This window comes from Paenibacillus sp. ClWae2A, from assembly GCF_032452295.1.
Classification (GTDB): domain Bacteria; phylum Bacillota; class Bacilli; order Paenibacillales; family Paenibacillaceae; genus Paenibacillus.
Window position 1 is genome coordinate 137621 of the sequence record NZ_JAULSQ010000011.1, and the last position, 25049, is coordinate 162669.

The following is a 25049-nucleotide window of genomic DNA, read 5'->3' on the forward strand; positions in this document are numbered from 1 at the left end:
ACCATCGCGTTCCTCTAGACCTTACACCTAAGCATCTGGATACGGATCGTACAATATGCCGCTGTAGAGTCATAGAGCGATCTTATCGCTCAGAATCTTGTGCTGCGGTCCAAAGGGATGACAAAGGAAACTTTCGTGCCTTGACCCGGCGAGCTGACGATGGTCAAACCTTGTCCGTACATCTGGGTTAACCGGCGATGTGTATTGGTTAATCCAATACCTCCCGTTCCGCCGGAACCTTTCTTGGGCCACGCCAGTGCCCGTTCGATCTGCTCGGGCTGCATCCCAACACCGTCATCCTCGATTTCGATCAAGGTACCGTTGGTTTGGTTGATGATTCGGATATGCACGGTTCCACCCTCAACTTTGCTGAGAATACCATGTCGAACAGCATTCTCAATGAGCGGTTGAATGGTGAGTGGCGGCAGGGATAGATCAAGATCATCGGGAATATCCCAGATGACGTTTAACCGATGCATGAATCGTTCTTTCTCAATATAGAGATAGGCGCGGGAGAGATCCAACTCATGAGTGACCTCAACCATTTTCTCCGAATTGACAAAATGAAAGCTGGTCTGAAGATACTCAATAAAGGTATCGCCCAGTTTCTGCATTCGCTCCGTGTCCATCTCACTAAGAACCATGATGGAATTGAGCGTGTTAAAAAGAAAATGGGGCTGGATCTGTGCTTGTAAGTAAGCAGCCTCCATGCGCAGCCGCTCATCGATGGATTGTTTCAGCACGACTAGTGATCCGATGCGATGCCTTAACTCAACGGCATCAACGGGCTTGGTGACATAGTCCGTCGCACCGGCCATGAATCCGGCGTAAACATCCGCTGGTTCGTTACGGGCCGTCAACAACAGGATGGGAAGCTCGGAGACCGAATAACGCTTGCGTACGTTCTCGGTCAGTTCATAACCGGACATATGAGGCATCATGACATCGGCAATCAGTAAGTCCCACGGTTCCCTATCCAGCAATTCTAGTGCTTCAAGTGCGGAAGCGGCTGGTTGAATGTGGTATGGCTCATTCGCAAGCATGGAGATTAGTACTCGCAGGTTCACAGGATCATCATCAACGGCAAGAATACGGGCGGCAGTCTTATCCTGAGATATGGTCTGCTGCTGCGGCTCTGCAATCGCAATTTCATCGAAGCTGTGAGCGTCCCATTGCTGCTCAGTCTGGTCAGATAGCGATGCGGTCGATGCGGTGTCTTCCCGTGGAAGCGAGATCTGGAAGGTCGATCCTTGCCCAGGTACAGATTGCACAGTGAGCTGGCCGCCATGGAGTTCGATGAGCTGCCTGCTGATATTAAGACCGAGACCGATTCCTCCACTTAAGCGAGCCTCTGGAGTTCCCTGTTCATACGCCTCGAATATTCGCTGTTGTATCTCCTCACTTATGCCAACACCTGTATCTGAGACTTGAATTAAAATGCTCTCTCCATGTTCCTGAACAGATACAGTAATCATACCCTCATCGGTGAATTTGAGCGCATTATGCAACAGGTTGTAGAGAACCTGAACAAGTCTTCTCTCATCGGCCTGAATCAACGGCAGTGAATCTGGAATATTCACTTGCATATGGACAGGCTTGCCCTCTGCCATGAATCTAAACATACCGATTACACCTGGAATGACAGATGCAAGAGATAATGGTTTCTTCTGAAGCTTAATGCGTTTTTCCTTCAGGCGAATCACGTCAAGGAGATCATCAACGAGTTGGGACATGCGTCGGCCGATGGTAACTAACAGTTTCATGTCTTCTGCCTGCTGCTGACCACCTGATGTACGCCGTTCACGGACCGCGATGCTCTCGGCAATATTGATGATGCCATGCAGCGGTGTACGCAACTCATGAGCCGTATTCACAAGAAACTGATCCTTCTGGCGATCCTCCTCTTTGAGTTGTTCGTACAACTTCTCGATTTCACTTGAATTGCGGAAGTATTTTCTGAACCAATAGGCGGAGAAGCCGAACATGGCCGCGATCACATCAATCGGATAATACACGTTGGTAATTTCGCTATGTGAGTTCACAATTCCCCACAATACGCTTGATAGGCTGCTAGTAGCCGCAAAGAGCAAAAAGCTTGCGTCCCTTCGTTTCTCAGCTGCCATTCGGAAGAATAGGTACACAGACCAGCCGATGGCAAACAGATAAAGGAAATCTGAGAGCCCAATCTCAAGTACATGATAGATCAGGGTCACGGGTGCGACGAGCAAAAATAAACAGTAAACGCCAAGCACGCTGGCATAGATACGGAACAGTTTACGCCATTGTAGATTATGGGAGAAGCTTCTAGCCATCTGTAAAAGAAAGAATGCGAACAACGGATAGGACAACGCTTTGGCCTTAACGATCCAAGTGAAGTTGAGTGGAATCCAACTCAATAACAGATTGTCATGGTCGGAAGCGACCGTTAGGGCAGCTACCAGTGTTAGCATCGAGAACGTCAGCAGAGCTCGTTCCTTTCGGATAAACAGAAACATGACAAAAGCGTATAGGCTGTGCAAAATCAGTATGGCGAATGTAATCTTTTGCAAGTCAATGGATAGTCCTCGTTCACTGCCAATGGCTTCTGGAGAACCAAAATAGAGAGAGCGTGTGATCCCGCCGCTATAAGGATCATCAAAATTGGCTGTCTGCACCAAAAGATTGAGTTCGGTAGAACCGTCAAGCACATAGGAAGTCGTAAATGCAGTCCTTTCTGGTCGATAGGCTTCGGCATGAGTGGCAGGTTGGCCGAATTCGGCAACAATGGTCCCGTTCATCTCGATGATCGATGATGTCTGGATTTTCTGAGCCCAGAGAGAGACCTCCTCCACAGATGGATCTAAAAGTATGCGAAGACGGTACGTTCCATACCCGAATGACGATGAGGATTGTGGCAATGCATTTCGCCAGTCACCGGGAACTTGAATCGGTGTGGATGGGTTATCCTTTATTTTCGCGTCGCGATTAGAGATTAATGCCTGGGGGTAAAATTCCCAATCTCCATCCAGGGATATGGGTGAAGCGTTGGCGAGGTCCCAACCTCGGAGGTCCAGCACGCCATCAATGGGTTCAGGATGATTGGGTATAGTGAAAGACTCAGACCATATCCAACGAAAGCCAAGCAAAATAGTCAGGAATAGAATCGACAGCAATACATATCGGGGTATCTTTTTATAGGTTATTGGTTTCATGGCAGACTTTAGTTTTCGACAGTTTCCTCCAGATTCCTGCATGCCCTCTGCCAAAGAAGAACATTTTTTTGAATACCGGAACATAGATTCTATATTCAAATGATAGCGGTACCACATCAGGATTTATGGTAAAATTATAGATTAAAGGATGATCAGTGAGCCAGAGGAGTTGTGCATATGAGAGTGATTTTGGTAGATGATGAATATCTCGCTCTGAGCAGGTTGAACAAACTGTTGCAAGAGAGAGAGGATTGCGAAGTTATCGGCTCTTTTCTGACGGCACAGGAAGCCATAGATCAGATCGAACTTCATCTGCCGGAAATCGTCTTCATGGACGTTCAGATGCCGGGGATGAACGGGATCGAGGCGACCGAACGTATCCATGAGGTTTCTCCTGGGACAGAAGTTATTTTCACAACCGCATATAACGAACATGCACTGACGGCCTATGGACTTGAAGTGCTGGACTATATTATGAAGCCTGTAACGCGTGACCGTTTGGAAAAAACGATGAAGATGTATCAACGTCGAACGGTGCCAGCAAGTCTGAATATAGCAGAAGGACCCTCCATGTTGATCCGTTGTCTGGGGATGCTCCAAGTCCAACTGCACCCGAATGAGCTGCCAAAACATATGAAGTTCAGAACAACCAAAATTAGAGAGTTATTCGCTTATTTGCTCCACCATCGGAACAAACCGATTAAGCGGGATACGCTACTTGAACTGTTGTGGCCAGAGTTGGATGAGCGGAGAGGTATATCCAATCTGCACAGTGGCATCCATCGCTTACGCAGCATGATGAACGAATTCATGGGCGAGGACAAGATGGTCATTCGTTATCAACAGTTTGGTTATCTATTGGAAACGGGTGAATTCAAGATTGACGCGGAAGAATGGGAGAGTCGCCTTAACCGATTGCCTCTATTATCTTCGTCTACAATAGCTGAACATCGGCAGACCTCAGATCAATATGAAGGCAAATATTATGGCGAGGACGATTATATATGGGCTGAGCTGGAGCGCCAGCGATTACATGCACTCTGGCGTAACCACGCCATGCAACTCGCACAATTTTACATCGAACTGGGACAGAACACGGAAGCACTCACGCTATATCATCGGGTACAGCAATTCGAGCCATCATTGGAGCAAGTCGGATTGGCCTTAATGAAGACCTATGATCGATTAGGCAATAAAGATCCTGTAATCGCTCAATATAATCAGTTGGTTACCACGTTAGAACAAGAGGCAGGCATACGTCCTGGCTTGGAAGTAGAGTTGTGGTACCAGCAATGGAAGCAATCAAATATTTAATTGAAAGTACACAGCCTTGCAGCTTCATTTGCAGGGCTGTTTTTTGTTGTATTTGCTAGCGAAAGGTTTGGTAAGAGTTTGGTAAGAGGCTATGTGTAGAATAAGCAAGATGAGGGTCGACATTATGTTTTGAGTCAGTAGGCAGTCCAAAAATAACATATTAAGTAGGAGGAAACTATGTACACAGCAGAAATCCGGAAGAAACCATGGCAAAGAATGTCCATGCTAGTTCTTTCCTTTATTCTGGCGATTGGAACGTTGCCAATGAGTCTGGCTCAAGCCGAGGCGACTAACGAAACTCCTGTTGGTCCGGGTGGAGTTGGTGCCCCTGCTCTGTGGCTACGATCAGATCTGGGCATGGGAGTTACCAGCGGCCAAAAGGTGAGTACCTGGGAAGATCAAGGCAGTAAAGTAAATAACGCAACGCAAGATGAGGTCAATAACCAACCAACTTATTGGGATGATAAGAGTCATAATATTAATTTCAATCCGGTATTGGAATATAACGGCACAAGTAGTTTTATGAATCTGGATGTAAGTAAGCTCCCACAAGGGAAGAGCCCCAGATCGATCATTACCGTTAGTAAAACCAATAAATCTGGAGGCCTCAATTATATCATTTCATGGGGAGTCCAAACGAGTGGTTATACGGGTATGGGGATGCTTCAAAATGCTACAAGAGGTGGCTTGACAACATTTAACAGTGATAAGAACCAGACATTATATACTGCCGAAGGATTTGTGGGAACGACGTTCCCGAACGAGCAATTTGTTACTTGGACAGGCGGGAATACCGGCATAAACCAAGCTAGATTGTACAGTAAAATGAAGCAGGTACAGCAACTAAATGACTGGGGAAAAGATAATGTGAAGCTATGGGATACTGGTAACTCTGGCGGAGCAGTAGTCGGTAAGCTTATTCCAGCAACTGCGAGTGTTGAACATTGGCAGGGTACAATTGAAGAAATTATCGTATTTGACCATGCTCTTACGGACGCAGAACGCCAAAAAGTCAGCACATATCTGGCGATAAAATATGGGTATACGCTGGACCAGACAACAGTCAATTCATATGTCGATTCAAGCATGGCTACGATCTGGGATTCAAATGTGAACGCGGTCTATACCCATCGCATTACAAGCATTGGTCGAGATGACCAGAGCGGCTTGATGCAGAAACAAGCCAAGGCACAGGAACTGGGGTCCATAATGACGATTGCCCTGGGCAACCGTATCGAGGATACAAATTCCGAGAATCAAAATAATTTTTCAAACGATTCTTCTTTCTTTACGTTTGGTGACAATGGAGCAAGTACTGAATTCAAAACACCGATTACGAAAGATGAGAAAAAACTGCTTGGGATGGAGCGTATCTACAAAGTACAGAAAGCAAACTGGGCTGAATCACAGATTACATTTCAGGTAGACGGAACGGGAGGTAACCCGGCGTTGCCACAATATGTTGTGATCAGCGATGATACTCAATTTGGTAATCCAAACTCGTTACATTTAATTGAGAACGGCCAAGTAACCCTTAATACCTCAAATTTTGGTCCGAACTCGTACTTTACCATTGCGACTGCTGCCACTCCTTTGTCGGCGCCAGACATCACACTGACCGACGATGAGTTGACATGGGAAGCGGTTGAGCATGCAGATAAATATGAGGTAACAATCGAACTGGAAGACGGCACGAAGCGGACAGTGGAGGTACCTGGAACGGTACTTAACCTTTCGCAATTGGAACCGCCGCTCGAGGCTGGAGCCTACACGGTGACAGTAACAGCGAAGACGAACAATCCAGCATATGCAGATTCAGAAGCATCAAATACGAAAAGTTATGTTGTTGTAATTGATAAGGCGAAGTTGAAAGCCAAAATCGATGAGATTAACGGTATGACTGAAACAGGTGAACTGGACAGTGAGGAGTATACGCCAGAATCATGGCAAACGCTGCAAGAAGCTTTAGGAGTTGCTGAATCCGTGTTCGACGACGAGAATGCAACACCGGAACAAGTGGAAAAGGCTTATCAGGATCTGACAGATGCAAGAACGGGCCTAATCCCTACAACATCTGTACCAGATGTAGATAAATCAGCTTTGCAAGCGAAAGTAACTGAAATTACAGGTGAAAGCCTGGAAGAATCAGCGTATACGCCAGCGAGCTGGACAGCACTGGATGATGCGATGAATGAAGCAGAGCGAGTGTTGAATGATCCGACAGCGACCCAAGCGCAGGTAGATGAGGCGCTTCTGGATCTGAGTAATGCGAGAACGGGACTTACAAAAGTGATTGGTAATGACACATCAACGTTACAAACGCTGGTCCCTTCCGTGGGAAGTTTGTCCCCGGCATTTGATCCAGCTAAAGATACGTACACCATCTCTGTACCGAATAGCGTATATCAATTCCAGTTAACGCCAACGGCACTTGATCCACTTGCCAAGATTGAAATAGCGGTTGGAGATGGAGAATGGAACGAAGTTACAAGTGGAAGTGCAAGTGAGAATTTACCGCTTCTAGTTGGCGGAAATACCATTGTTGTTAAAGTCACAGATTCACTTGGCCATGTTTCGGAGTACAAAATCAACGTAAACAGAGCATCCAGTGACAATGGTAACAATGGTGGAGGCAACAATGGCGGCGGTGGAAATACGGGAGGTAACGGTGGAAGTACACCAGCGCCAGTACCAACGCCAACTCCGGCACCGGTGAAGGATAATTTGGAAACAACTCGGGATGGTAGCCATCAACCATTTGCTACGTCCAAACCATCTGACAACAAAGAAACGTTGGTTCAAGTTGATCCGGCCAAGCTGAATGTTGCCATGTCACAAGGCACAGGCCAGCAGTTTGCCATTCATTCACCGAATGATGGGGATATGAAGGTGGACGGTTTAACCCTCGAAACACTGAAACAATTAGTGGACCAAGGTTCCAAACTGAACATTAGCAATCCGCTGGCGATCTATCCGGTACCTGGCGGTAAAATGGACGTGAATGGTGTGTCCAGACAGCTTGGTAATGCAGCGTTGAATGATATTGATGTCCATGTTGATATCGCACGTTCCTCGGATGCTTTGATTGACAGCGCCGAGACAAGAGCCGCATCCCAAGGATACGAGCTACTTGTCACACCGGTTGATCTGGATCTGACGTTTACGAAAGATGGACAGACCGTGCGATCCGGCCAGCTGAACGGTTATGCACCGAAGTATATTGCACTTCCGGAAGGTATCGATCCGAACCGGATTACTACAGGCGTAATCATTAATCCGGACGGTAGCATCTTCCATGTACCAACGGTTGTCACTAAGATCAGTAGTCGTTACTACGCACTCATTAATGACTTGCGTAGCAGCGGAAGTTACTCGGTTATCTGGAATCCGCAGGATTTTGAAGATGCCAGATCCCATTGGGGTAAAACTGATGTGAACAATATCGCTGCGAGATTAGATCTGAAAGGCAACGGAGATAACACATTCTCACCGAACCGTCAGGTTACTCGTTCTGAGTTTGCCGAGATTGTTGTGCTTGGACTGGGCTTAATGCGTCAGGATGCACCACAGAATCTATTCCCTGACGTTAACGATTCGGCATGGTTCCGCTCCGCGGTAGCCCTTGCGAATGAATTCGGTATCGTTCGCGGTTACGATAATGGGAACTTCTACGGTAATCAGGAAATCACACGTGAGCAAGGATTTGCTATGGTTGCTCGTGCCTACCGTCTGATTGAACCGGAAGCGGCAATTAGCCCGGATCAGATGAACTCTGAACTGGAACGTTACAGTGATGCAGCGGATGTATCAAATTGGGCAAAAGAAGATGTAGCCCAGTTGATTGCAGCCGGAATCATCCAAGGTAATGGGCCAGAGGTTCTGAGTCCGAAGACCACGATGACCCGTGCTGAGGTCACTGCATTGATTGCAAGAATGTTGAAAGTAACAAACTTGATTGATCAATAAACACAATTTAAAATGAAAAGCCTTTGCTGACATTGGGGGTCGGCAAGGGCTTTTTTCTTTTTTCATTAAATTCTTAAATTCATGTCGTAATACTTTCGCCCTGTTGGCAGATCGTGGAATCTGAGATGATGGGTTCACCAGAGGTTCGGGTGACAAACTTCGAACCGCTGGCCTTCAGGCTATTGCGATCCTTCCTTCTACATCATTGGAGATCATAGGGTCGCAGCTCTCCTGAAGATTTTATTTCAGAGAGGAGGCGTCCAGGCTATCACATTCCTTCCTTCTAAATCCATCTACCAAATGTTAATAGGGATATGGCTTTCCTGGACTCTTTTATCATGAACAATACAATCTATTTGCGCAGAGCGAACAAACTCATTATCGAATCAAACGAAGGGGAGCAACAGTTGCCTAAGACACATCTGGCGACTGCCCTTAAAAATATCGAAGCACTCGGATATACCTTCTCGGATGAGTTAATGCAGGCGATACGGCAGCTGTCCAAGGAACAATTTGAAGCAGTATATATTCAACTTGTAGCTGATCTGAGAGTTATGGTCGGCGCACATGTGAAATACAAACCGATGTATGCAGGATTCCCGATGCAGGTGATGCAAGCGGATGAAGCGGAGTTATACCTTAATGCGATTATTCATTATCTGACCAACCTGAATGTGGTCTATCCGGATCAACAATCTGTGGAAAGAATGCCTTTGCTGGAGAAGACGGACTTGAAAGTCATTGGTTTGGGAAACCAGCAAGCATTCCAGACGCTCATCCGTCAGATCATTGAAGCAAAAGGTTCCATCTCGGAAACAGACAAGGCGGATATCGACACGGTATTGGAGCATGCAGACCCGGAAGACGTGGATGCGCTATTACCCGCTGAGATTCCGTTCAAAGAAAATGTGGGCTTTGTGGTTGCCTCGCTGTTGAAGCGTGAAAAAGCGAACATCGACCGGATCGGTCCGTATTTCAAAACGGCAAGTGATGTCCTCCGTCTGGCTGTTGCCTGGTCCAATGGTGATGTCAGCCTTGCAGCGGCTAGTCCCTTCCGAAAATTCAAACGGCGTGAGAGACGCCTTTTGCTCGGATTACTGGAGCAATGTGGCTCCATCACGGAGGATATGCTGCGATATAAGGATCGCTGGATTCGCCTTGGTGAAATTCTTCATCCTTCGGAATATAAGCTTCGGTATCCAAGATGCGAAGAAGCCTTTAATATTTTGCGTAATAATAAGCCTTATTCGACCTTCAACGGAAGTGTGGAACTTGCCTTCCAATATCGGAATGTCTGGAGTCTGATCGATCTGTTGTCACAGCGTCCAGGTGAATTCGCGAGAAAACTGGATCACATGTTGCGGATGACCGAAGATGAAGCGTATGTGCTGCTGGCATTTGGCGAAGTGGCTGCACAGGTATCCACGCCGGTGTTATTACAGGTGAGACAGCATTTTGCACAGCGTAATGAACCGCAGGATCTGCGTATCTTTTTCCCGAAAGGCAATGTAGCCAAAGCCTTTGCTGTTCCGAATGAGTTGCCAGAGATCGATGAAGAGACGTGTCAGGAAGTCGTGCAATTGTGCGAGCAGGCATTGATAGAGCGCTTCGCTGCCCTTGCCCCGATTGGGAAGACCTATGTTGATCCACAGCTCCATGATTATCTGGTACCCTTTTCCCAGAGATCGGCGAGCAAGGCTCTGCATACCATCGTTCGTGGAAGCCGTGTGCCGATGGCAGAGGGGGATACCATTCGTTTCTTCAACTGGTGGAAAGAGGGGGACGTGGATGGAAAGTCTACAGGGCGCGTGGACATTGATTTGTCTGCGGTGATGTACGATAAGGACTGGAACTATGTGGAGCATATTTCCTATACGAATCTGCGATCCTCAAATTATAAGGCTGTCCATAGCGGAGATATCGTGACTGCACCTAACGGAGCAAGTGAGTTCATTGATCTGCATATTCCATCCATCGTGGCTTATGGTGGACGATATGTGGTGGCGACACTGCTTTCGTTTACCAGTCATCCGTATTGTGATCTGCCGGAATGTTTTGTAGGGTGGATGATGCGGAAGAAGCCGGGGTCTGGCGAGATTTTCGAACCGTCTACCGTAGCGAACAAAATCGATATTACCGCGGATACGCAGATTGCGATCCCTGTCATTATGGACCTGTTCGAACGCACCGTCATATGGACAGACCTGGCGCTGACAAGCCATCCGGATTACTACAATAATGTCGAGGGCAATCAAAAAGGCATGGTCCTGATGGGTAAAGCACTAACGACTTTACGCAAACCTGATCTGCATGACTTGTTCATGCTCCATGCCAAAGCTAGAGGAGAACTGGTGGATACAATAGATCAGGCGGATACCATCTATGCGGTCGATGAAGGCGTGACGCCGTATGATATTGAGCAGATTATGGCGGAGTATTTGGTTTGACCTGTTTGACTTGACTACTGGCGATATGTGAATATCAAGGTTAGAGAAGAGTAGCTGATACTACTCTTTTTTTCTGTTTAGATGCAAAGAGCCTACAGAATGGTGCAGGTAATGTCGGATGCAAAGAGAATGACTTTGCTAAGCTTAAATTAACGTGGGAGGGATGATATGGATACGCTGAGGCGGTTAAATGAAGCCTTGAATTATATTGAGGAGCATCTGATGGATGTCGTGGACATGAAGGAGATTTCCCGAATTGCCTGCTGCTCGGAGTATCATTTTACACGCATGTTCTCTTTTCTTAGTGGTGTAACACTCTCGGAATATATTCGGCGTCGCCGCTTGACACTTGCAGCTATGGAGTTAAGCCACAGTGACAGCAAAATCATTGATATTGCGCTGAAGTACGGGTATACATCGCCTGATTCTTTCTCGCGTGCTTTTCAAAGCATACATGGCACTACGCCCTCCGAAGCGCGAAACCATGGTCCATCCCTTAAAGCCTTCCCACGGATGAGATTTCAACTGACCATTCAAGGAGGAAGCGAAATGAACTACCGCATTGAATATAAACAGGCGTTTCGAATCGTGGGTATTCGTAAAAGGGTACCAATCGTATTCAACGGGGTAAATCCGGAGATTGCGGCGATGTACCAGAGTCTCACACCGGAATTGATTGATACGATCAAGGGGGCATCAAACGTCCAACCTCTGGGCTTAATCAGTGCTTCAGCCCATTTCAGTGAGGGACGTATGGCGGAACAGGGAGAACTGGATCATTACATTGGTGCAGCTACGACAAAAGAGACGCCTGAAGGACTGGCACACCTGGAGGTTCCTGCTTCTACGTGGGCAGTATTTACCGTCGTTGGCCCGTTTCCAGGCACGCTTCAGGAGGTGTGGGGCCGGATCTACGCAGAGTGGTTTCCCTCATCGGACTACGAGCTGAGTGAGGGTCCGGAAATGCTATGGAATGAGCACAAGGATGTTACTGTAGAGCAATATAGAAGTGAGATATGGATACCTATTCGGAAGAGATGATACGTCTCTAGTTTGATATCTGCGGGCGCAGCTTTTTGAAGCTGCGTTTTTGTATTCAGAATTTTCTATCGGATATCCGAGCCGTTTTCGTTGCAAATATATGTAATATAATGGTATTATTTTATTGGAATTGTAAGAATTATTGTATTTAGAAGAGTGATTTAAGAAGGGGGTGGCGAGATCAGGTTTACATGAAGTGATGACTCTATTCTATACGCACGCAGACATAACGATATGAGACGGAAGTGTCAGTTATTATACATTATAATGTAAGCGCTTTATTAAATGAGTTCCAAGGAGGGATTTACTCATGACCAAAAGTACAGTGAGAAAGGCGCTTGGTTTATTTTTAATTGTCGTTATGATCGCAACAGCTGCTGTATACCCCGCATCTACCGGACACGCGGCAACCATTAATGTTACGGATAACGGCTCCAGAATTGAAGTAAATACCGGTTCAGGATTAGTCTATGTGGTGAACAAAACCAATGGGGATATTATCTCGGCCAAAATGAACGGTACGGAGCTGAACAGCAACAGAGGATCACATATCGGCTCAGGTTTGGGCTCCTCTGCCAATGTGACTTGGAATACTTCTCCTTCAGGATCAACCGTGTTAATCACGGTATCCACAAGCACACTAACTCACTATTATGCTTCGCGTGGTGGAGAGAACATCATATACATGGCAACACATATCACGGCTCAACCTTCGATCGGGGAGCTGCGATACATTTTCCGTGGTAATGGTAGTGTGTTGACAGGTGTTCCGGCGAATTCAAACAACCGGGGTAACACCGGAGCGATTGAAAGTCAGGATGTGTTCGGGTTTGCAAATGGACAGTCGGCCTCCAAATATTATGGTAATGATCAGGCCAAAGACTTATCCGTTCGTGGAGTTACGGGGAATGGCGTCGGTGTATTTATGGCCTACGGCAATCGGGAAAAAAGCTCTGGTGGTCCATTCTTCCGCGACATCCAGTTCCAAAGTGGAACAGAGACGGAAGTATATAACTATATGAACTCGGGACATGCACAGACGGAGAATTGGCGCTTGGGTCTGCATGGGCCGTACGCTTTGATCTTCACAACGGGTGGTACGCCGAGTGTGCCCGATTTCAGCTGGATGTCTGGGCTGAATCTGCAGGGTTGGGTATCCAGTCGGGGGAACGTGGTGCTTAATGGTCTCTCCGGGATGGATACGAGTTATGCGTACACGATTGGGTTCGCCAATAGCAATGCCCAGTATTGGGTGGGGACGTCTTCAAGTGGGGCGGCCGCCAAATACAGCATGATTCCCGGGACATACACCATGACAGCTTATAAGGGAGAACTGGCCGTATATACGGAAACGGTTAATGTCACGGCAGGACAAACGACAACACTGAATACACGTACGATCAACAATGACCCGAGTAAAGCCTCCAACATCTGGCGAATCGGTAACTGGGATGGTACGCCGCAGGAGTTCCTGAATGGACAGACAATTCCGATTCGTCACCCGTCCGATAGTCGCAATCCAAGCTGGGGACCTGTCACCTATGCTACCGGTAGCGCGACCAATCGATTCCCGGCAATCCAGTTCCGTGGTCAGAATTCTCCAACCACAATAACGTTTAACTTGAATGCATCTCAAGCGGCATCTTCTCATACGCTCAACATCGGTATTACCGCAGCTTACAATAATGGCAGACCTAGTGTAACGGTTAATGGACATGCATTAACTAATCCTGCCGCATCTTCACAGCCCAATTCTCGTAGTTTCACCATTGGTACGTATCGTGGCAACAACACAACCTTTAGCTGGAATGTTCCAGCATCTCACTTCGTGAATGGTTCCAATACTATCACGATTACGCCGATCAGCGGTTCCAGTGACTTGGGTAACTGGTTAAGCGCAGGTTGGGTCTACGATTGTGTTGAGTTGCTGAATTGAATGAAGAATTCAATGTAGTGGAAGGAATAAAGGAGGTAGCCTGCCTGGTTTTCTTAACCGGGTTCAGGTTACCTCTTTTAGTCTTGTCATCGGAAATGAAAAGATATCAATTCATGATATCCCTAAGGATCTTGCTTTGCTGGAGATGGTGATCCGGATAGTGGTATAATTTTCAATACGTAATCATGAGTGAATGAACGGGGAGGATAACGAGAATGAGAGATGATCTGTTGGTTCAATTGCAAGAGTGGCATGAAGAAGATGAATTTCAGGAAATTGTAGATGCAATTCAAGCGATTCCTGTGCAAGAAAGGGATTATGAGCTGGTTAACCATTTGGGACGGGCGCTGAATAACCTGGAACGGTATGATGAAGCGGTTGAACAATTCCTGACGGTTGCCAAAGAGGGCACAGGTGACCCACTTTGGCATTATCGGATTGGACTAGCTTATTACTATCTGGAGCAATATGCGCATGCGCTGCAGGCGTTTGAAAGAGCGGATGAATTGGACCCTGAGGATGAAGATACGCTGGAGTTTCTGGGATGGATTCGGAGCAAAATGGAGGAGCCGTCCGAATCTGAACCTGAAGTTGAAACGGATCCAGAGAGTGTTGAAGAATTCCGTGTACCCGTTGACGTTGTAGCGACCTTTGAAGCGGTTCCCAGACCGGAATCCGGCGAATTCTGGAATGATAGTGAGCAGGCACTGGAGCACTATGTGTCCAATCCTCCAAGTGATGGTCTCATTGACTCTGTGGAGGAGCAATTGGTGTTCCGACTCCCTGTTTCCTACATTGAGATGATGAAGCTACATAACGGCGGTATTCCGTACAATCGTTATTTCCCTGTGGCGAACACAGATACAGGAGCTACGGATTATGTTGAAATTGAAGGCATATTGGGCATTGGTCGTGAGAAACCTCGCTCGTTAGCCGGTGCCCAAGGCAGCTGGACTTTGATTGAACGTGAAGGCTATCCGGAGATTGGTGTGGTCATCGCGGTATCTCCTTCGGAGTCGGGGGTTGTCATGCTCGATTATCGTTCATTCGGTAATGATGGAGAACCTGAGGTCATTTATGTGAAGAGGGAGAATCCCAAAGAGATCATTCCGCTGGCACCGAACTTTGAGACGTTTATCCAAGGGCTGATGTCTCCAGAAGTCTAGAGCTTTATGGTAAGTAGCTCGTTCAGATAAAAACAATACAAGCCGCAAGGGATATGCATTCCCTTGCGGCTTGCTTTCGTTCTATCAGAATCTATCCGGTTTACGCCGGATATCCGCCACCTGGAGGTGGCCATGCGCCGTAGAAGCGACGCAGCAGAACAATCTCACCCAGATGGTACGAGTTATGGGATGCGATATTGCGCAGAAGTCCTGCTTTGGTTTCCCCGGGGAAATAGAGTAGTGGATCATCTAATTGTGCTGTTTCTGCAATGGCTACGGATTGATCAATCCCATCCAAGAATGCCTGGATATCTGCCTTCCACGTGGCTTCGTCCTGTGGACCTTTCTCCTCAGGCCAGCTCTCACTCACGTTAGCGGGGAGTTGTGGCTTACGTCCTTCCAAGTGTTCGAGCATGAATAGCTGCCAATAATGCATGTGCTTCACCAACTGATAGATCGTATATGGCATGGCATCGTGCGTACGAGCAGCAAGTGTGACATCGATATCGGGTAGAGCATGGGCGATGCGGATATGACCGCGTTCCCCCACTAATGATTTAACAAGGGCTTGCCCAAAACTTTGATTCGCATCTGACATAGTGTACCTTCCTCTCTTCAAAGACCGGATTTTTTAACCTGTCTTCTATTTAAGTATTATACAATTAAATTGCTACAAATTGAAATTAGGGAACAAGAACCAAAATACTTAAAATGCCTATGATATAATAGTGAAAATAAATCTCAAGACCTCAGGGTCGAGGAGGAAGCTCCTGTGAAAGTGATATTGGTTGACGACGAACGTCTAGCGTTGATAGGCCTTCAAAAATCACTAGAAAAAGAAGTGAGCGGCATTGAAATTATCGCTATATATATGAATCCAACAGAGGCTATGGCAGGTATTGTGGAGCACCGTCCTGATGTTGTATTTCTGGATATTCATATGCCTGAGATGGATGGTATGGATCTGGGAAGACAGATTCAGGCACTAACTCCGGGTACCGAAATTATATTTGTGACCAGTTACGATCAATATGCGGTGCATGCTTTCGAATTACAGGCTTTAGACTATGTGATGAAGCCCATCCAAAAGGATCGATTGAAGCAGACGGTGAGCCGCGTAAGAGAGAAACTGAGCGTAAAACGCGAGCAGCGGTCAAAGGATACAAACGTACCTTTAATTTGCTGTTTTAATCAGATTCAGTTTAAGCTTCCGGGAAAGGATATCCAGGTTGCTAAATGGCGCACAAGCAAGGCGCAGGAGCTGTTTGCATACTTGCTTCACCACCGGAACCAGATCATCCATCGCAGTGCTCTGTTGGAGCTTCTGTGGCCGGGAATGGAAGAGGAGAAGACGGCACATCAACTCTACACTACGATGTATCATGTCCGCCAAACCCTGAAAACTTGCAATATGGATATGATCACGATTCAAAGTGGACACCTGGAGGCAGGTTATCGACTCGAATTGGGTGAGGCCCAGTTGGATAGTGAGCAGTGGGAACGGGAAATCAGGCAATGGAAAGTGGTAGACCCAAGTACCGTTCATGCCTATGAGCAAGCGCTTCATCTATATAAGGGTACCTATTTTGGCAATTATGAATACATGTGGGCTGAACCTGAGCGGGAAAGATTACGCTATCTGTGGTTGTACCATATGAGACAACTAGGTCTGTATTACCAGCAGCATGGGCTGGCGGAAAAAGTGATTGAGAGTACACAACGTATCCAGCATATGCTTCCGGATGAAGAAGAGAGTTATTTTATTCTAATGAAGTTATACGATGAAATGCACAACGATCTCGGTGTGGAGGAGCAGTATCGTCTCTTAACCACCAGAATGGAGCAAGATTTGGAGATACCGATTAGTGAAGAGGTTGGCGAATGGTACAGGGACTGGAAGCTCGGTTTGATCAAGTCAGGGCAGCGTATCCAATGAAATTACGAAATACAAATCCCGTGAGACGTTTCAAATACGTTCTCATCCTGTCGATCATTTTAGTGGCATTGGTCGGCATGCGCTGGGTCTGGTCACAGTTCTTTCCTGCCTTGGACGATCATCACGCTGTGAATGGTGTAGTTGATTTGCGAGGTGTTGATCTGGAACAAGTGCCGGTAATGTATCTGAACGGAGAATGGGAGCTATATTCGAATGAGTTACTGACCAGGAAGGATATTGTGGATAGGGAACGAACGCAGGCGGCGGATGTGGTTCAGGTTCCGGGAGATTGGAAACATGCCGAGAACCGGGATCAGGAGAGCTCACTAGGATATGCCACATATCGATTGCGTGTGTTGACTGATCCGCTCCAGGTACCTGTAACCTTCTGGTTCAGAAACATCCGAAGTTCATCCGAGATTGAACTCAATGGAAATATTGTGGGCGGAATGGGAAAGGTGTCGGAGGATGCGGATACCTATGAACCGAGAAGTACCTCTTATACGGCGACCTACGAAGATGAAGGCGCAACAGAGATTGAATTACTTATTCGTGTAGCCAATTATGATAGCCCGTATATCGGCGGGATTGGCAAACCCGTTCGCTTCGGTTCCCAGGTGGCGGTTGATTACGCACGTTGGTATTCCATCGGTTTTCAAATGGCCATTTTTCTCGTTTTATTAATTCATGGCATGTATGCCTGTATTCTGTTTGTGTTCAACCCCCAGGAGCGGGCCTTGCTCGTCGCAGCTATATTAACCCTATCTGTGGGCATTGTGGTTATGGTAGGTCATGATAACATTCTGATGTTATGGCTCCCTATTAACTATACATGGGGGATCAAGCTTCGTCTGATCTGTCTGCTGCTGCAAAATGCTTGTATTCTGCTGTTGTTCCAGAGATTGACCTTGATACATACACGAACAAAGATCCTTCAATTAGGCATTGTCACGACAATAGCTTATATTGCTGTTATTCTGGCGGCGCCAATTCACGTTGTCTATGCCATGGTTTATTATTCTTTTATCGACGTGTTCTTTCTCGTCTCTTCTCTCTGGTTCCTGTACATTGTAGGTGTCATGCTCTTTAGGAAACAGGCTGATCGAGATATGGTTTTCCTACTCCTGACCGCTGGAGGCATTATATCCAACATGTTGTGGAGTACAAGTGAGACATCGAAAGATGTGACAACCGTCTATTATCCCATTGATATCATCTTTGCCATTACTGGCTTCTCCGCCTATTGGTTCAAGAAATACTTCAGGAATGCCAAGGAGAATATGAAGCTGAATACAGAGCTGCAGAAGGGCGACAAAATTAAAGATCAGTTCTTGGCGAATACATCACATGAACTGCGGACTCCACTGCACGGGATCATTAACATCGCTCACAACGTGGTCACCCGAGAGAAAAACAGGCTGGATGAACGGAGCCTGGAGGATATGGAGTTGCTGATTACGATCGGTCGCCGGATGTCGCATCTCCTTGGTGATCTACTGGATGTAGTCCGGCTGAAGGAGCACCGCATTGTGTTACGTCAGGGGCCTCTTTCCATACAGTCGGTTGTGCCTGGCATTATCGCCATGCTGCAATTCATGGCAGAACGAAAACCAGTCCGCCTTCATATGGAGATTCCGGAATCGTTCCCACTGGTCATGGCTGATGAAGAAAGGCTCGTTCAGATTTTGTATAATCTGCTGCATAACGCGCTTAAACATACAGAGGAAGGAACGATCTCCGTAAGTGCCGACATTCGCGAAGGACATGCTCTGATTCATGTGACGGATACGGGTATTGGCATGGATGAGGACACGCGGATGCGCATTTTCCTTCCGTATGAACAAGGGTCGTATGGCATCAGCGATGGACAAGGCATCGGACTTGGACTGAACATCTGCAAAGAGCTCGTAGAACTGCACGGGGGGACACTTACGGTTCACTCGGAACTCGGAAAGGGCTCGGTATTCAGCTTTAATCTGCCGCTCGCGAATGAATCCACCCATCAGGCTCAGTCACAACTTCCCCTGATATGGGAACAGGCCGCCGAGATGATGGAAGATGCACCTAACGGATTCCTGTTACCCCGCCCAGATATGGGGGACGCGGAAGCCTTGGCGACAGCAGAGATGGCTCCGTTGTTAAAAGAGGGGAAAGCCACCATTCTGGCTGTCGATGATGATCCGGTGAATCTGGATGTGCTGGTCAGCATTCTTTCGACGGAACCATATGATATAACTACAGCAGGTTCGGGTCAGGAAGCGATGGAATTGCTCGGCACACGTCAGTGGGATCTGCTCATTACAGATGTGATGATGCCTAATATGTCCGGATATGAATTAACCCAGAAGGTGCGGGAACAATTCTCCATGTCAGAGCTTCCTGTGTTATTGTTGACTGCACGAAGCCAGCCACCGGATATATATACCGGTTTTGCATCGGGGGCAAATGATTATGTCACGAAGCCTGTAGATGCGTTGGAGCTAAAATATCGGATACGTGCATTGACCATGCTAAATCAGTCTATCCAAGAGCGCCTGCGCATGGAGGCCGCTTATTTGCAAGCTCAGATCCAGCCGCACTTCTTGTTCAATACACTGAATTCACTTATGGTTTTAAGTGATATTGATACAGAGCATATGCGGAAGCTTGGTGAAGCTTTTTCGTCCTATTTACGAATCAGCTTCAACTATCTCAATACAGGAGAACTGGTGAAATTATCATACGAGCTGGAACTCGTGGAAGCCTACCTTTTTATTGAAAAAACACGATTTGAAGATCGATTGTCGGTCGTATTAAACGTAGAGCCGGACCTTCCGTTACTTCTCCCGCCGCTATCGATTCAGCCTTTGATCGAAAATGCTGTAAGACACGGGTTATTAAGCCGAAATGTGGGTGGGACAGTATGCCTGTCCATCACTCGCCATGAGGGTTATACCCGTATTGAGGTGAAGGATAATGGTAAAGGCATCGAACCGGAGAAGGTTGCTGAGCTACTGCATGCTACGCTGGGTGGAAAAGGCGGGATAGGCATTGCCAATACAAACCGCAGATTGCTGCAACGATATGGTCAGGGATTATCGATCGTAAGTGAGCCGGGTGAGGGCACGATGGTTTCATTTGATATTCCGGATGAGATATAAGGAAAAGGCCGCAGAAGTGAAGACTTCCGGCCTTTTTGTTCTGCTCGCGTGTTCATTCCCTAATTTTAATTATTTCTAATGATTGTTTCATATGTTAGTATATTTAACATTAGAAGCGCGCGGATTCCGGTAGTGGGCGCTAAACGTTGTTATAGTGGGTGAAGAGATCGATGCGCAATTGGGTGAAAAATGAGAATGTGCAGATGACGGCCATTGCCTTTGCCACAGCGGTAGGGGCGCAATTCAAGATAAATCCGTTCCGGGAAGATTATTTCCGAATCGGGCTGGGGGTTAGCATTCTTTTATTTCTGCTGATGATCATGCCACACTTGTCTTATGTGAAGACAGGAATCCTGACAGGCATCGCAAGTTTCCTGTTTCAGTCGGCAGATCTCATTAATCATGTACAGACCGTGTCCCTTCTGGAAAGCATGCGGGACAACCTGGGGGCAGGTGTGTATTATGTGGTCTTTGCCTATGGGCTTAGCAAATTTAAGCATCGATTCCATGAGATGCAGCCTCTTCTGCTCGGCGGGTTAATTACATGTATCGATTTCTCCTCTAATCTTGTTGAGCTGCTGCTTCGCGGAATGTTAAGCGGGACCAATATCTTTTATATGAAGGAATGGTTGTATCTGCTTGTGGTGGGCGGTCTGCGAAGTTACTTTGTCATTGGGCTCTACAACAGTTTTGCGGTGAGGCAGATGCGGCTTTTGCATGCAGAGCAGGAGAAGCGGATGGAGCAGATGCTGAGTGTGAACTCGGGTCTGTATGGCGAGGTTTTTTACTTGAAGAAAGCGATGAATACGATCGAAGGCATTACGGCAGACAGCTATGATCTATATCGCGATCTCCGAGAGCAGGACATGAACCAATACAGTCAGCGTACGCTGGGCATCGCTCAGCAGATTCATGAAGTGAAGAAGGATTCACAGCGTATTCTCGCGGGTCTGCTGAAGCTGTATGATAACGAAAAAGCGGTTAACATGAGCTTATCCGAAGTGCTGCACTTTGCCAGTAAAGCAAACCGGAAATATAGCGAAATGCTGCATAAGCAGGTCGAGATCAACATCGAGCAACAGTATGATTGTGAGTCTCCGTATTACATTCCTCTTCTAACGGTAATGAATAACCTGATTGCCAATGCGGTAGAGGCGATTGAGCATGAAGGGACGGTCCGAGTTCGTGTGTATGAGCAGGAAGATGACGTACATTTCGTCGTGATGGATACTGGAAAAGGCGTACCTGAAGCCAAACGGGATGTTATCTTCGAACCGGGCTATACAACAAAGTTCAATGAAGTCGGCATTGCCGCGACGGGCATTGGCCTGTCCCATGTACGTGATATCGTTCAGTCGTTGGCGGGACAAATTAAGGTAGAGTCGGCGCCTCCGGGAGAGACAGGGACAACATTCGCTATAACTATTCCCAAAATGAATCTAATCAAGGGGGCCGATGTCGATGACACTTTCTATCATGATCGTGGATGATGATGTGGTGAGCCGGAGTATGCTGCATGATATCATTGAATCCTGTGGAATCGGCGAGCTTGCAGGCATGGCTGAGGGCGGCATAGAAGGAGCACGCATGATCATGGATCTGCGTCCCGATGTGGTGCTGATTGATCTGCTGATGCCGGATCAGGACGGAATTGAGACGGTAGCGAAGCTGAAGCATGGCGGTTATACCGGAAAATTCATCATGATCTCTCAGGTGGAGAACAAGGAGATGGTAGGGGCGGCCTACCAAAACGGAATCGAATTCTTTATTCATAAACCGATTAATCGGGTGGAAGTGGAGCATGTGCTCAGCAAAGTGAATGAACAGTGGAAGTATGAACGTTACGTGCTGGAGATTAAGCAGTCGATGGCTCGATTGAATCTGGTGGAAGCGCCTGCCCCTGCCCAAGGTCGTACGGTGCGAGATGCGACAAGAAGCATTCTGATGGATCTGGGGATCATCGGAGAAAGTGGTAGCAAGGATATTGTGGCCCTTATGGAGTATGCGATTGATCAGAAGCGTGCCGGGGAGTGGCCGCCGCTGAAGGAGTCGTATGAAGCGGTGGCCCAGACTTATAAGTCTACGCCAAAAGACGTGGAGAAAGAGAGCAAGGCGATAGAACAACGCATTCGCAGAACGGTAATTTCCGCGTTAACGAACATTGCCTCGATTGGACTCACCGATTACAGCAACCACAAGTTTGAACATTATGCTCCCCTCTATTTCGACTTCCAGGATGTTCGAATGAAGATGAGAGCCATGGAAGAAGATCAGGCAGGTGACAAAGGCAAGGTTAATATCAAAAAGTTCCTGCATGTGTTCTATATGGAGACGCTTGAAAAGATGAATAATTGAATAACTGAATAACGGAGATCTTCTGTCTCTTAACCAAAGCCGAATTCCCGAAGGTAACACCTTCACGGATTCTCGGCTTTTTTTGTTTTCTACTCTCTTTATTGTTATATAACCTTACATAAAATATTAAAATTGAATCTTTTATTAGCGATTTGTGTGCTTTTATCAATTAAAAAACATTGCGTGTTAATTTAATTTTCATGAGTTGTTATTATTTTGTGTAGGATCATGTAAGTTGGCGTAGGGCGCGAACTACAATACGTACATAAATACAAACGGTCGATTCGGTCGATCCCAATCTAATTCGGAAAAGGGGTTTTTCTATGAAAAAGGTAGCATCCATTGTAATGGCGTCCGTTCTTGCTCTAACACTTAGTGCCTGCGGTGCAGCGAAATCGGATGAAGAGAATAGTGCCCAGTCGGCAAGTGGCTCAGCTGTTGAGAAATATACATTTGGTACCGATGCAACGTATCCCCCTTTTGAGTTCCAGAAGGACGGTAAATATGTAGGGATCGATATTGACCTCATGAACGCGATTGCGGAAGAAGAGGGCTTTGAGGTCGAGATCAAACCGATGGACTTCAAAGGCATTATTCCAGCGATTACAGCGAATCAGTTGGATGGGGCGATTGCAGGCATTAGCATTACAGACGAACGTAAAAAAGTCGTGGACTTCTCGGACCCGTATTATCAGGCCGGTCTGTCCTTAATCGTACATGAAGATAACGCGGACATCCAAAGTCCTGAAGATTTAAAAGGAAAAATTATTGCGATTAAAAAAGGAACCTCAGGTGCCAATCTTGCAGATGAATATGCAAAAACCTACGGGGCAACCGTGAAATATTTTGATGACAGTCCATCGATGTATCAGGAAGTCGCGAACAAAAACGCAGATGCTACACTGGAGGATTTCCCCGTCATCTCCTATAAGATCGCCATCGATCCAAACGCCAAACTCAAAATCGTTGGAGACCGATTGAACGGTGACTTCTACGGCATTGCTGTTGCCAAAGGTGATGCGGAGTTGCAGAAGAAGATTAATGATGGATTGAAGAAATTGCAGGAAAACGGAAAGTACGACGAGATTGTTGGCAACTATCTGGGAACAACGGCTAAATAGAAGGGAATGTGGTACGGATGGACTCCTCCTTGCAAGTCATAATAGACGCACTGCCTCTTCTGCTGGAGGGAACAGTGGTTACGTTGAAACTAGTCGTGATCTCGCTCATCATTGCGATGGTGATCGGATTGATCTCAGGTCTGATGAGCACTTCTTTGAATCGAGTGTTGCGGCTGGTAGCCACACTTTACGTGGATATCATCCGTGGCACACCCCTTCTGGTACAGGTATATTTCATCTACTTCGGGCTGCCTGTGTTCCTGGATATGCGCATTCCGGCGATGACCGCAGGCATCATTGCAATTAGTCTGAATGCCGGCGCGTACATCTCGGAGATTTTCCGAGCGGGGATTAATTCCATTAGCAACGGGCAGCATGAGGCGGCTCGATCCTTGGGTTTAACTCGTTTTCAGACGATGAGACTGGTCGTGTTACCTCAAGCAACCCGGCGCATGATTCCTACCTTTGTGAACCAGTTCATTATTACAATTAAGGATACATCGCTGCTGTCTGCAATTGGTATCGCAGAATTAACGCAGAGTGGGGAGATTATCATTTCCTCCAACTTCCGGGCATTCGAAATCTGGGGTGTGGTGGGCATATTTTATCTAATCATCATTGTTCTATTGTCCCGGGTTTCCCGGTTCATTGAGAGGAGGTATGCGATCCGATGATTACCGTACAGAACCTGAAAAAGCAGTTTGGTGCCAATGAGGTATTGAAGGACATTTCGACAACGATTCAGGAGAAAGAGGTTGTATGCGTCATCGGGCCTTCCGGGTCTGGTAAAAGTACGTTTTTGCGCTGTCTCAATCTGCTGGAGGGTGTGACGTCCGGGAAGGTGACGATCGGGGATGTCGAGGTCACTTCACCTAAGACGGATATCGATCAGTTGCGAACTAATGTGGGCATGGTGTTCCAGCAGTTCAACCTCTTCCCGCATCTGACCGTGCTGGAGAATATCATGCTCGCGCCGAAGCATATCAAGAAACTGAGCAAGGCCGAGAATGAGAAAAAATCAATGGAACTGCTTGGCAAGGTCGGGCTATCTCAGAAGAGGGATGCTTATCCCGAGCAGTTGTCAGGTGGGCAACAACAGCGTGTGGCCATCGCGCGTGCACTCGCCATGAACCCAAGTGTGATGCTGTTCGATGAGCCTACGTCTGCACTGGACCCGGAGATGGTTGGAGAAGTGCTGCAAGTCATGAAAGACCTCGCTCACGAGGGAATCACGATGATTGTTGTTACGCATGAAATGGGCTTCGCCCGTGAGGTGGCGGACCGTGTGATCTTTATGGATGGCGGATATATTGTGGAGGAAGGCACGCCTGAAGAGCTCTTTCAGAATACCCGGCATGACCGGACCAAGGCGTTTCTGGGTAAGGTTTTATAACGATACTTGAACAAAAAGAACTGAAAAAATCCCCTGTGGGCGA

The 25049-nt window shown here is 47.0% G+C and carries 15 protein-coding genes; 13 read left to right on the forward strand and 2 right to left on the reverse strand.

Annotation, left to right across the window (positions count from 1 at the left end; genetic code table 11):
• Window positions 1-89: 89 nt before the first annotated feature.
• The gene (locus QVE09_RS24935) at window positions 90-3191 is read right to left on the reverse strand and encodes a hybrid sensor histidine kinase/response regulator (RefSeq protein ID WP_315938984.1); all 3102 of its coding nucleotides are present in this window, start codon (window positions 3189-3191) and stop codon (window positions 90-92) included.
• Between the two features lie 177 nt (window positions 3192-3368).
• On the opposite strand from QVE09_RS24935, the gene QVE09_RS24940 reads away from it, so the two are divergent.
• The 6 genes from QVE09_RS24940 (at window position 3369) to QVE09_RS24965 (ending at window position 15061) form a co-directional block, all read left to right on the forward strand.
• Window positions 3369-4505: a response regulator gene (locus QVE09_RS24940; RefSeq protein WP_315938985.1), complete on the forward strand. Its 1137-nt coding sequence runs from the start codon at window positions 3369-3371 to the stop codon at window positions 4503-4505.
• A gap of 177 nt (window positions 4506-4682) precedes the next feature.
• On the forward strand, window positions 4683-8471 hold the full coding sequence (locus tag QVE09_RS24945) for a DUF8202 domain-containing protein (protein WP_315938986.1): 3789 nt from the start codon (window positions 4683-4685) through the stop codon (window positions 8469-8471).
• Window positions 8472-8809: 338 nt separating this feature from the next.
• On the forward strand, window positions 8810-10918 hold the full coding sequence (locus tag QVE09_RS24950; protein ID WP_315938987.1) for a TerD family protein: 2109 nt from the start codon (window positions 8810-8812) through the stop codon (window positions 10916-10918).
• Window positions 10919-11086: 168 nt separating this feature from the next.
• Window positions 11087-11959, forward strand: a complete 873-nt coding sequence (locus tag QVE09_RS24955; RefSeq protein ID WP_315938988.1) for an AraC family transcriptional regulator — start codon at window positions 11087-11089, stop codon at window positions 11957-11959.
• 310 nt (window positions 11960-12269) lie between these two features.
• Entirely contained in the window at window positions 12270-13895 is a 1626-nt protein-coding gene (locus tag QVE09_RS24960) for a rhamnogalacturonan lyase B N-terminal domain-containing protein (RefSeq protein WP_315938989.1), read from the forward strand.
• 215 nt (window positions 13896-14110) lie between these two features.
• A complete protein-coding gene (locus QVE09_RS24965) occupies window positions 14111-15061 on the forward strand; it encodes an SMI1/KNR4 family protein (protein WP_315938990.1) in 951 nt (316 codons plus the stop codon).
• A gap of 100 nt (window positions 15062-15161) precedes the next feature.
• Here QVE09_RS24965 and QVE09_RS24970 read toward each other — a convergent pair whose 3' ends face one another.
• Window positions 15162-15659, reverse strand: coding sequence for a DinB family protein (locus tag QVE09_RS24970; protein WP_315938991.1), 498 nt, complete (start codon window positions 15657-15659; stop codon window positions 15162-15164).
• 174 nt (window positions 15660-15833) lie between these two features.
• Here QVE09_RS24970 and QVE09_RS24975 point away from each other — a divergent pair, with 174 nt between their 5' ends.
• The 7 genes from QVE09_RS24975 to QVE09_RS25005 all read left to right on the forward strand — a co-directional run bounded on the left by QVE09_RS24975 (window position 15834) and on the right by QVE09_RS25005 (window position 25006).
• The gene (locus QVE09_RS24975; protein WP_315938992.1) at window positions 15834-16997 is read left to right on the forward strand and encodes a response regulator; all 1164 of its coding nucleotides are present in this window, start codon (window positions 15834-15836) and stop codon (window positions 16995-16997) included.
• Window positions 16994-20137 (forward strand): hybrid sensor histidine kinase/response regulator, encoded by a 3144-nt coding sequence (locus QVE09_RS24980; RefSeq protein ID WP_397387095.1) that lies wholly within the window; start codon window positions 16994-16996, stop codon window positions 20135-20137. Before QVE09_RS24975 ends, QVE09_RS24980 begins: the two co-directional genes overlap by 4 nt.
• Window positions 20138-20307: 170 nt before the next feature.
• Window positions 20308-21627: an ATP-binding protein gene (locus tag QVE09_RS24985; protein WP_315938994.1), complete on the forward strand. Its 1320-nt coding sequence runs from the start codon at window positions 20308-20310 to the stop codon at window positions 21625-21627.
• Entirely contained in the window at window positions 21599-22492 is an 894-nt protein-coding gene (locus QVE09_RS24990; protein WP_315938995.1) for a response regulator, read from the forward strand. The genes QVE09_RS24985 and QVE09_RS24990 overlap by 29 nt, the downstream gene beginning before the upstream one ends.
• 323 nt (window positions 22493-22815) lie before the next feature.
• Window positions 22816-23613: a transporter substrate-binding domain-containing protein gene (locus QVE09_RS24995; protein WP_315938996.1), complete on the forward strand. Its 798-nt coding sequence runs from the start codon at window positions 22816-22818 to the stop codon at window positions 23611-23613.
• 17 nt (window positions 23614-23630) lie between these two features.
• On the forward strand, window positions 23631-24287 hold the full coding sequence (locus QVE09_RS25000; RefSeq protein ID WP_315938997.1) for an amino acid ABC transporter permease: 657 nt from the start codon (window positions 23631-23633) through the stop codon (window positions 24285-24287).
• On the forward strand, window positions 24284-25006 hold the full coding sequence (locus QVE09_RS25005; protein ID WP_315938998.1) for an amino acid ABC transporter ATP-binding protein: 723 nt from the start codon (window positions 24284-24286) through the stop codon (window positions 25004-25006). The genes QVE09_RS25000 and QVE09_RS25005 overlap by 4 nt, the downstream gene beginning before the upstream one ends.
• The last annotated feature ends 43 nt before the right edge of the window (window positions 25007-25049 follow it).

Bases quoted from the DNA above. Each gene is read 5' to 3' on its own strand.
- QVE09_RS24955 (WP_315938988.1), top strand. From the start codon at position 11,087: ATGGATACGCTGAGGCGGTTAAATGAAGCCTTGAATTATATTGAGGAG.
- QVE09_RS24935 (WP_315938984.1), bottom strand. From the start codon at position 3,191: ATGAAACCAATAACCTATAAAAAGATACCCCGATATGTATTGCTGTCG.
- QVE09_RS24960 (WP_315938989.1), top strand. From the start codon at position 12,270: ATGACCAAAAGTACAGTGAGAAAGGCGCTTGGTTTATTTTTAATTGTC.
- QVE09_RS24980 (WP_397387095.1), top strand. From the start codon at position 16,994: ATGAAATTACGAAATACAAATCCCGTGAGACGTTTCAAATACGTTCTC.
- QVE09_RS24995 (WP_315938996.1), top strand. From the start codon at position 22,816: ATGAAAAAGGTAGCATCCATTGTAATGGCGTCCGTTCTTGCTCTAACA.
- QVE09_RS24970 (WP_315938991.1), bottom strand. From the start codon at position 15,659: ATGTCAGATGCGAATCAAAGTTTTGGGCAAGCCCTTGTTAAATCATTA.
- QVE09_RS24985 (WP_315938994.1), top strand. From the start codon at position 20,308: ATGCGCAATTGGGTGAAAAATGAGAATGTGCAGATGACGGCCATTGCC.
- QVE09_RS24950 (WP_315938987.1), top strand. From the start codon at position 8,810: ATGAACAATACAATCTATTTGCGCAGAGCGAACAAACTCATTATCGAA.
- QVE09_RS25005 (WP_315938998.1), top strand. From the start codon at position 24,284: ATGATTACCGTACAGAACCTGAAAAAGCAGTTTGGTGCCAATGAGGTA.
- QVE09_RS24990 (WP_315938995.1), top strand. From the start codon at position 21,599: ATGACACTTTCTATCATGATCGTGGATGATGATGTGGTGAGCCGGAGT.
- QVE09_RS24965 (WP_315938990.1), top strand. From the start codon at position 14,111: ATGAGAGATGATCTGTTGGTTCAATTGCAAGAGTGGCATGAAGAAGAT.
- QVE09_RS25000 (WP_315938997.1), top strand. From the start codon at position 23,631: ATGGACTCCTCCTTGCAAGTCATAATAGACGCACTGCCTCTTCTGCTG.
- QVE09_RS24945 (WP_315938986.1), top strand. From the start codon at position 4,683: ATGTACACAGCAGAAATCCGGAAGAAACCATGGCAAAGAATGTCCATG.
- QVE09_RS24940 (WP_315938985.1), top strand. From the start codon at position 3,369: ATGAGAGTGATTTTGGTAGATGATGAATATCTCGCTCTGAGCAGGTTG.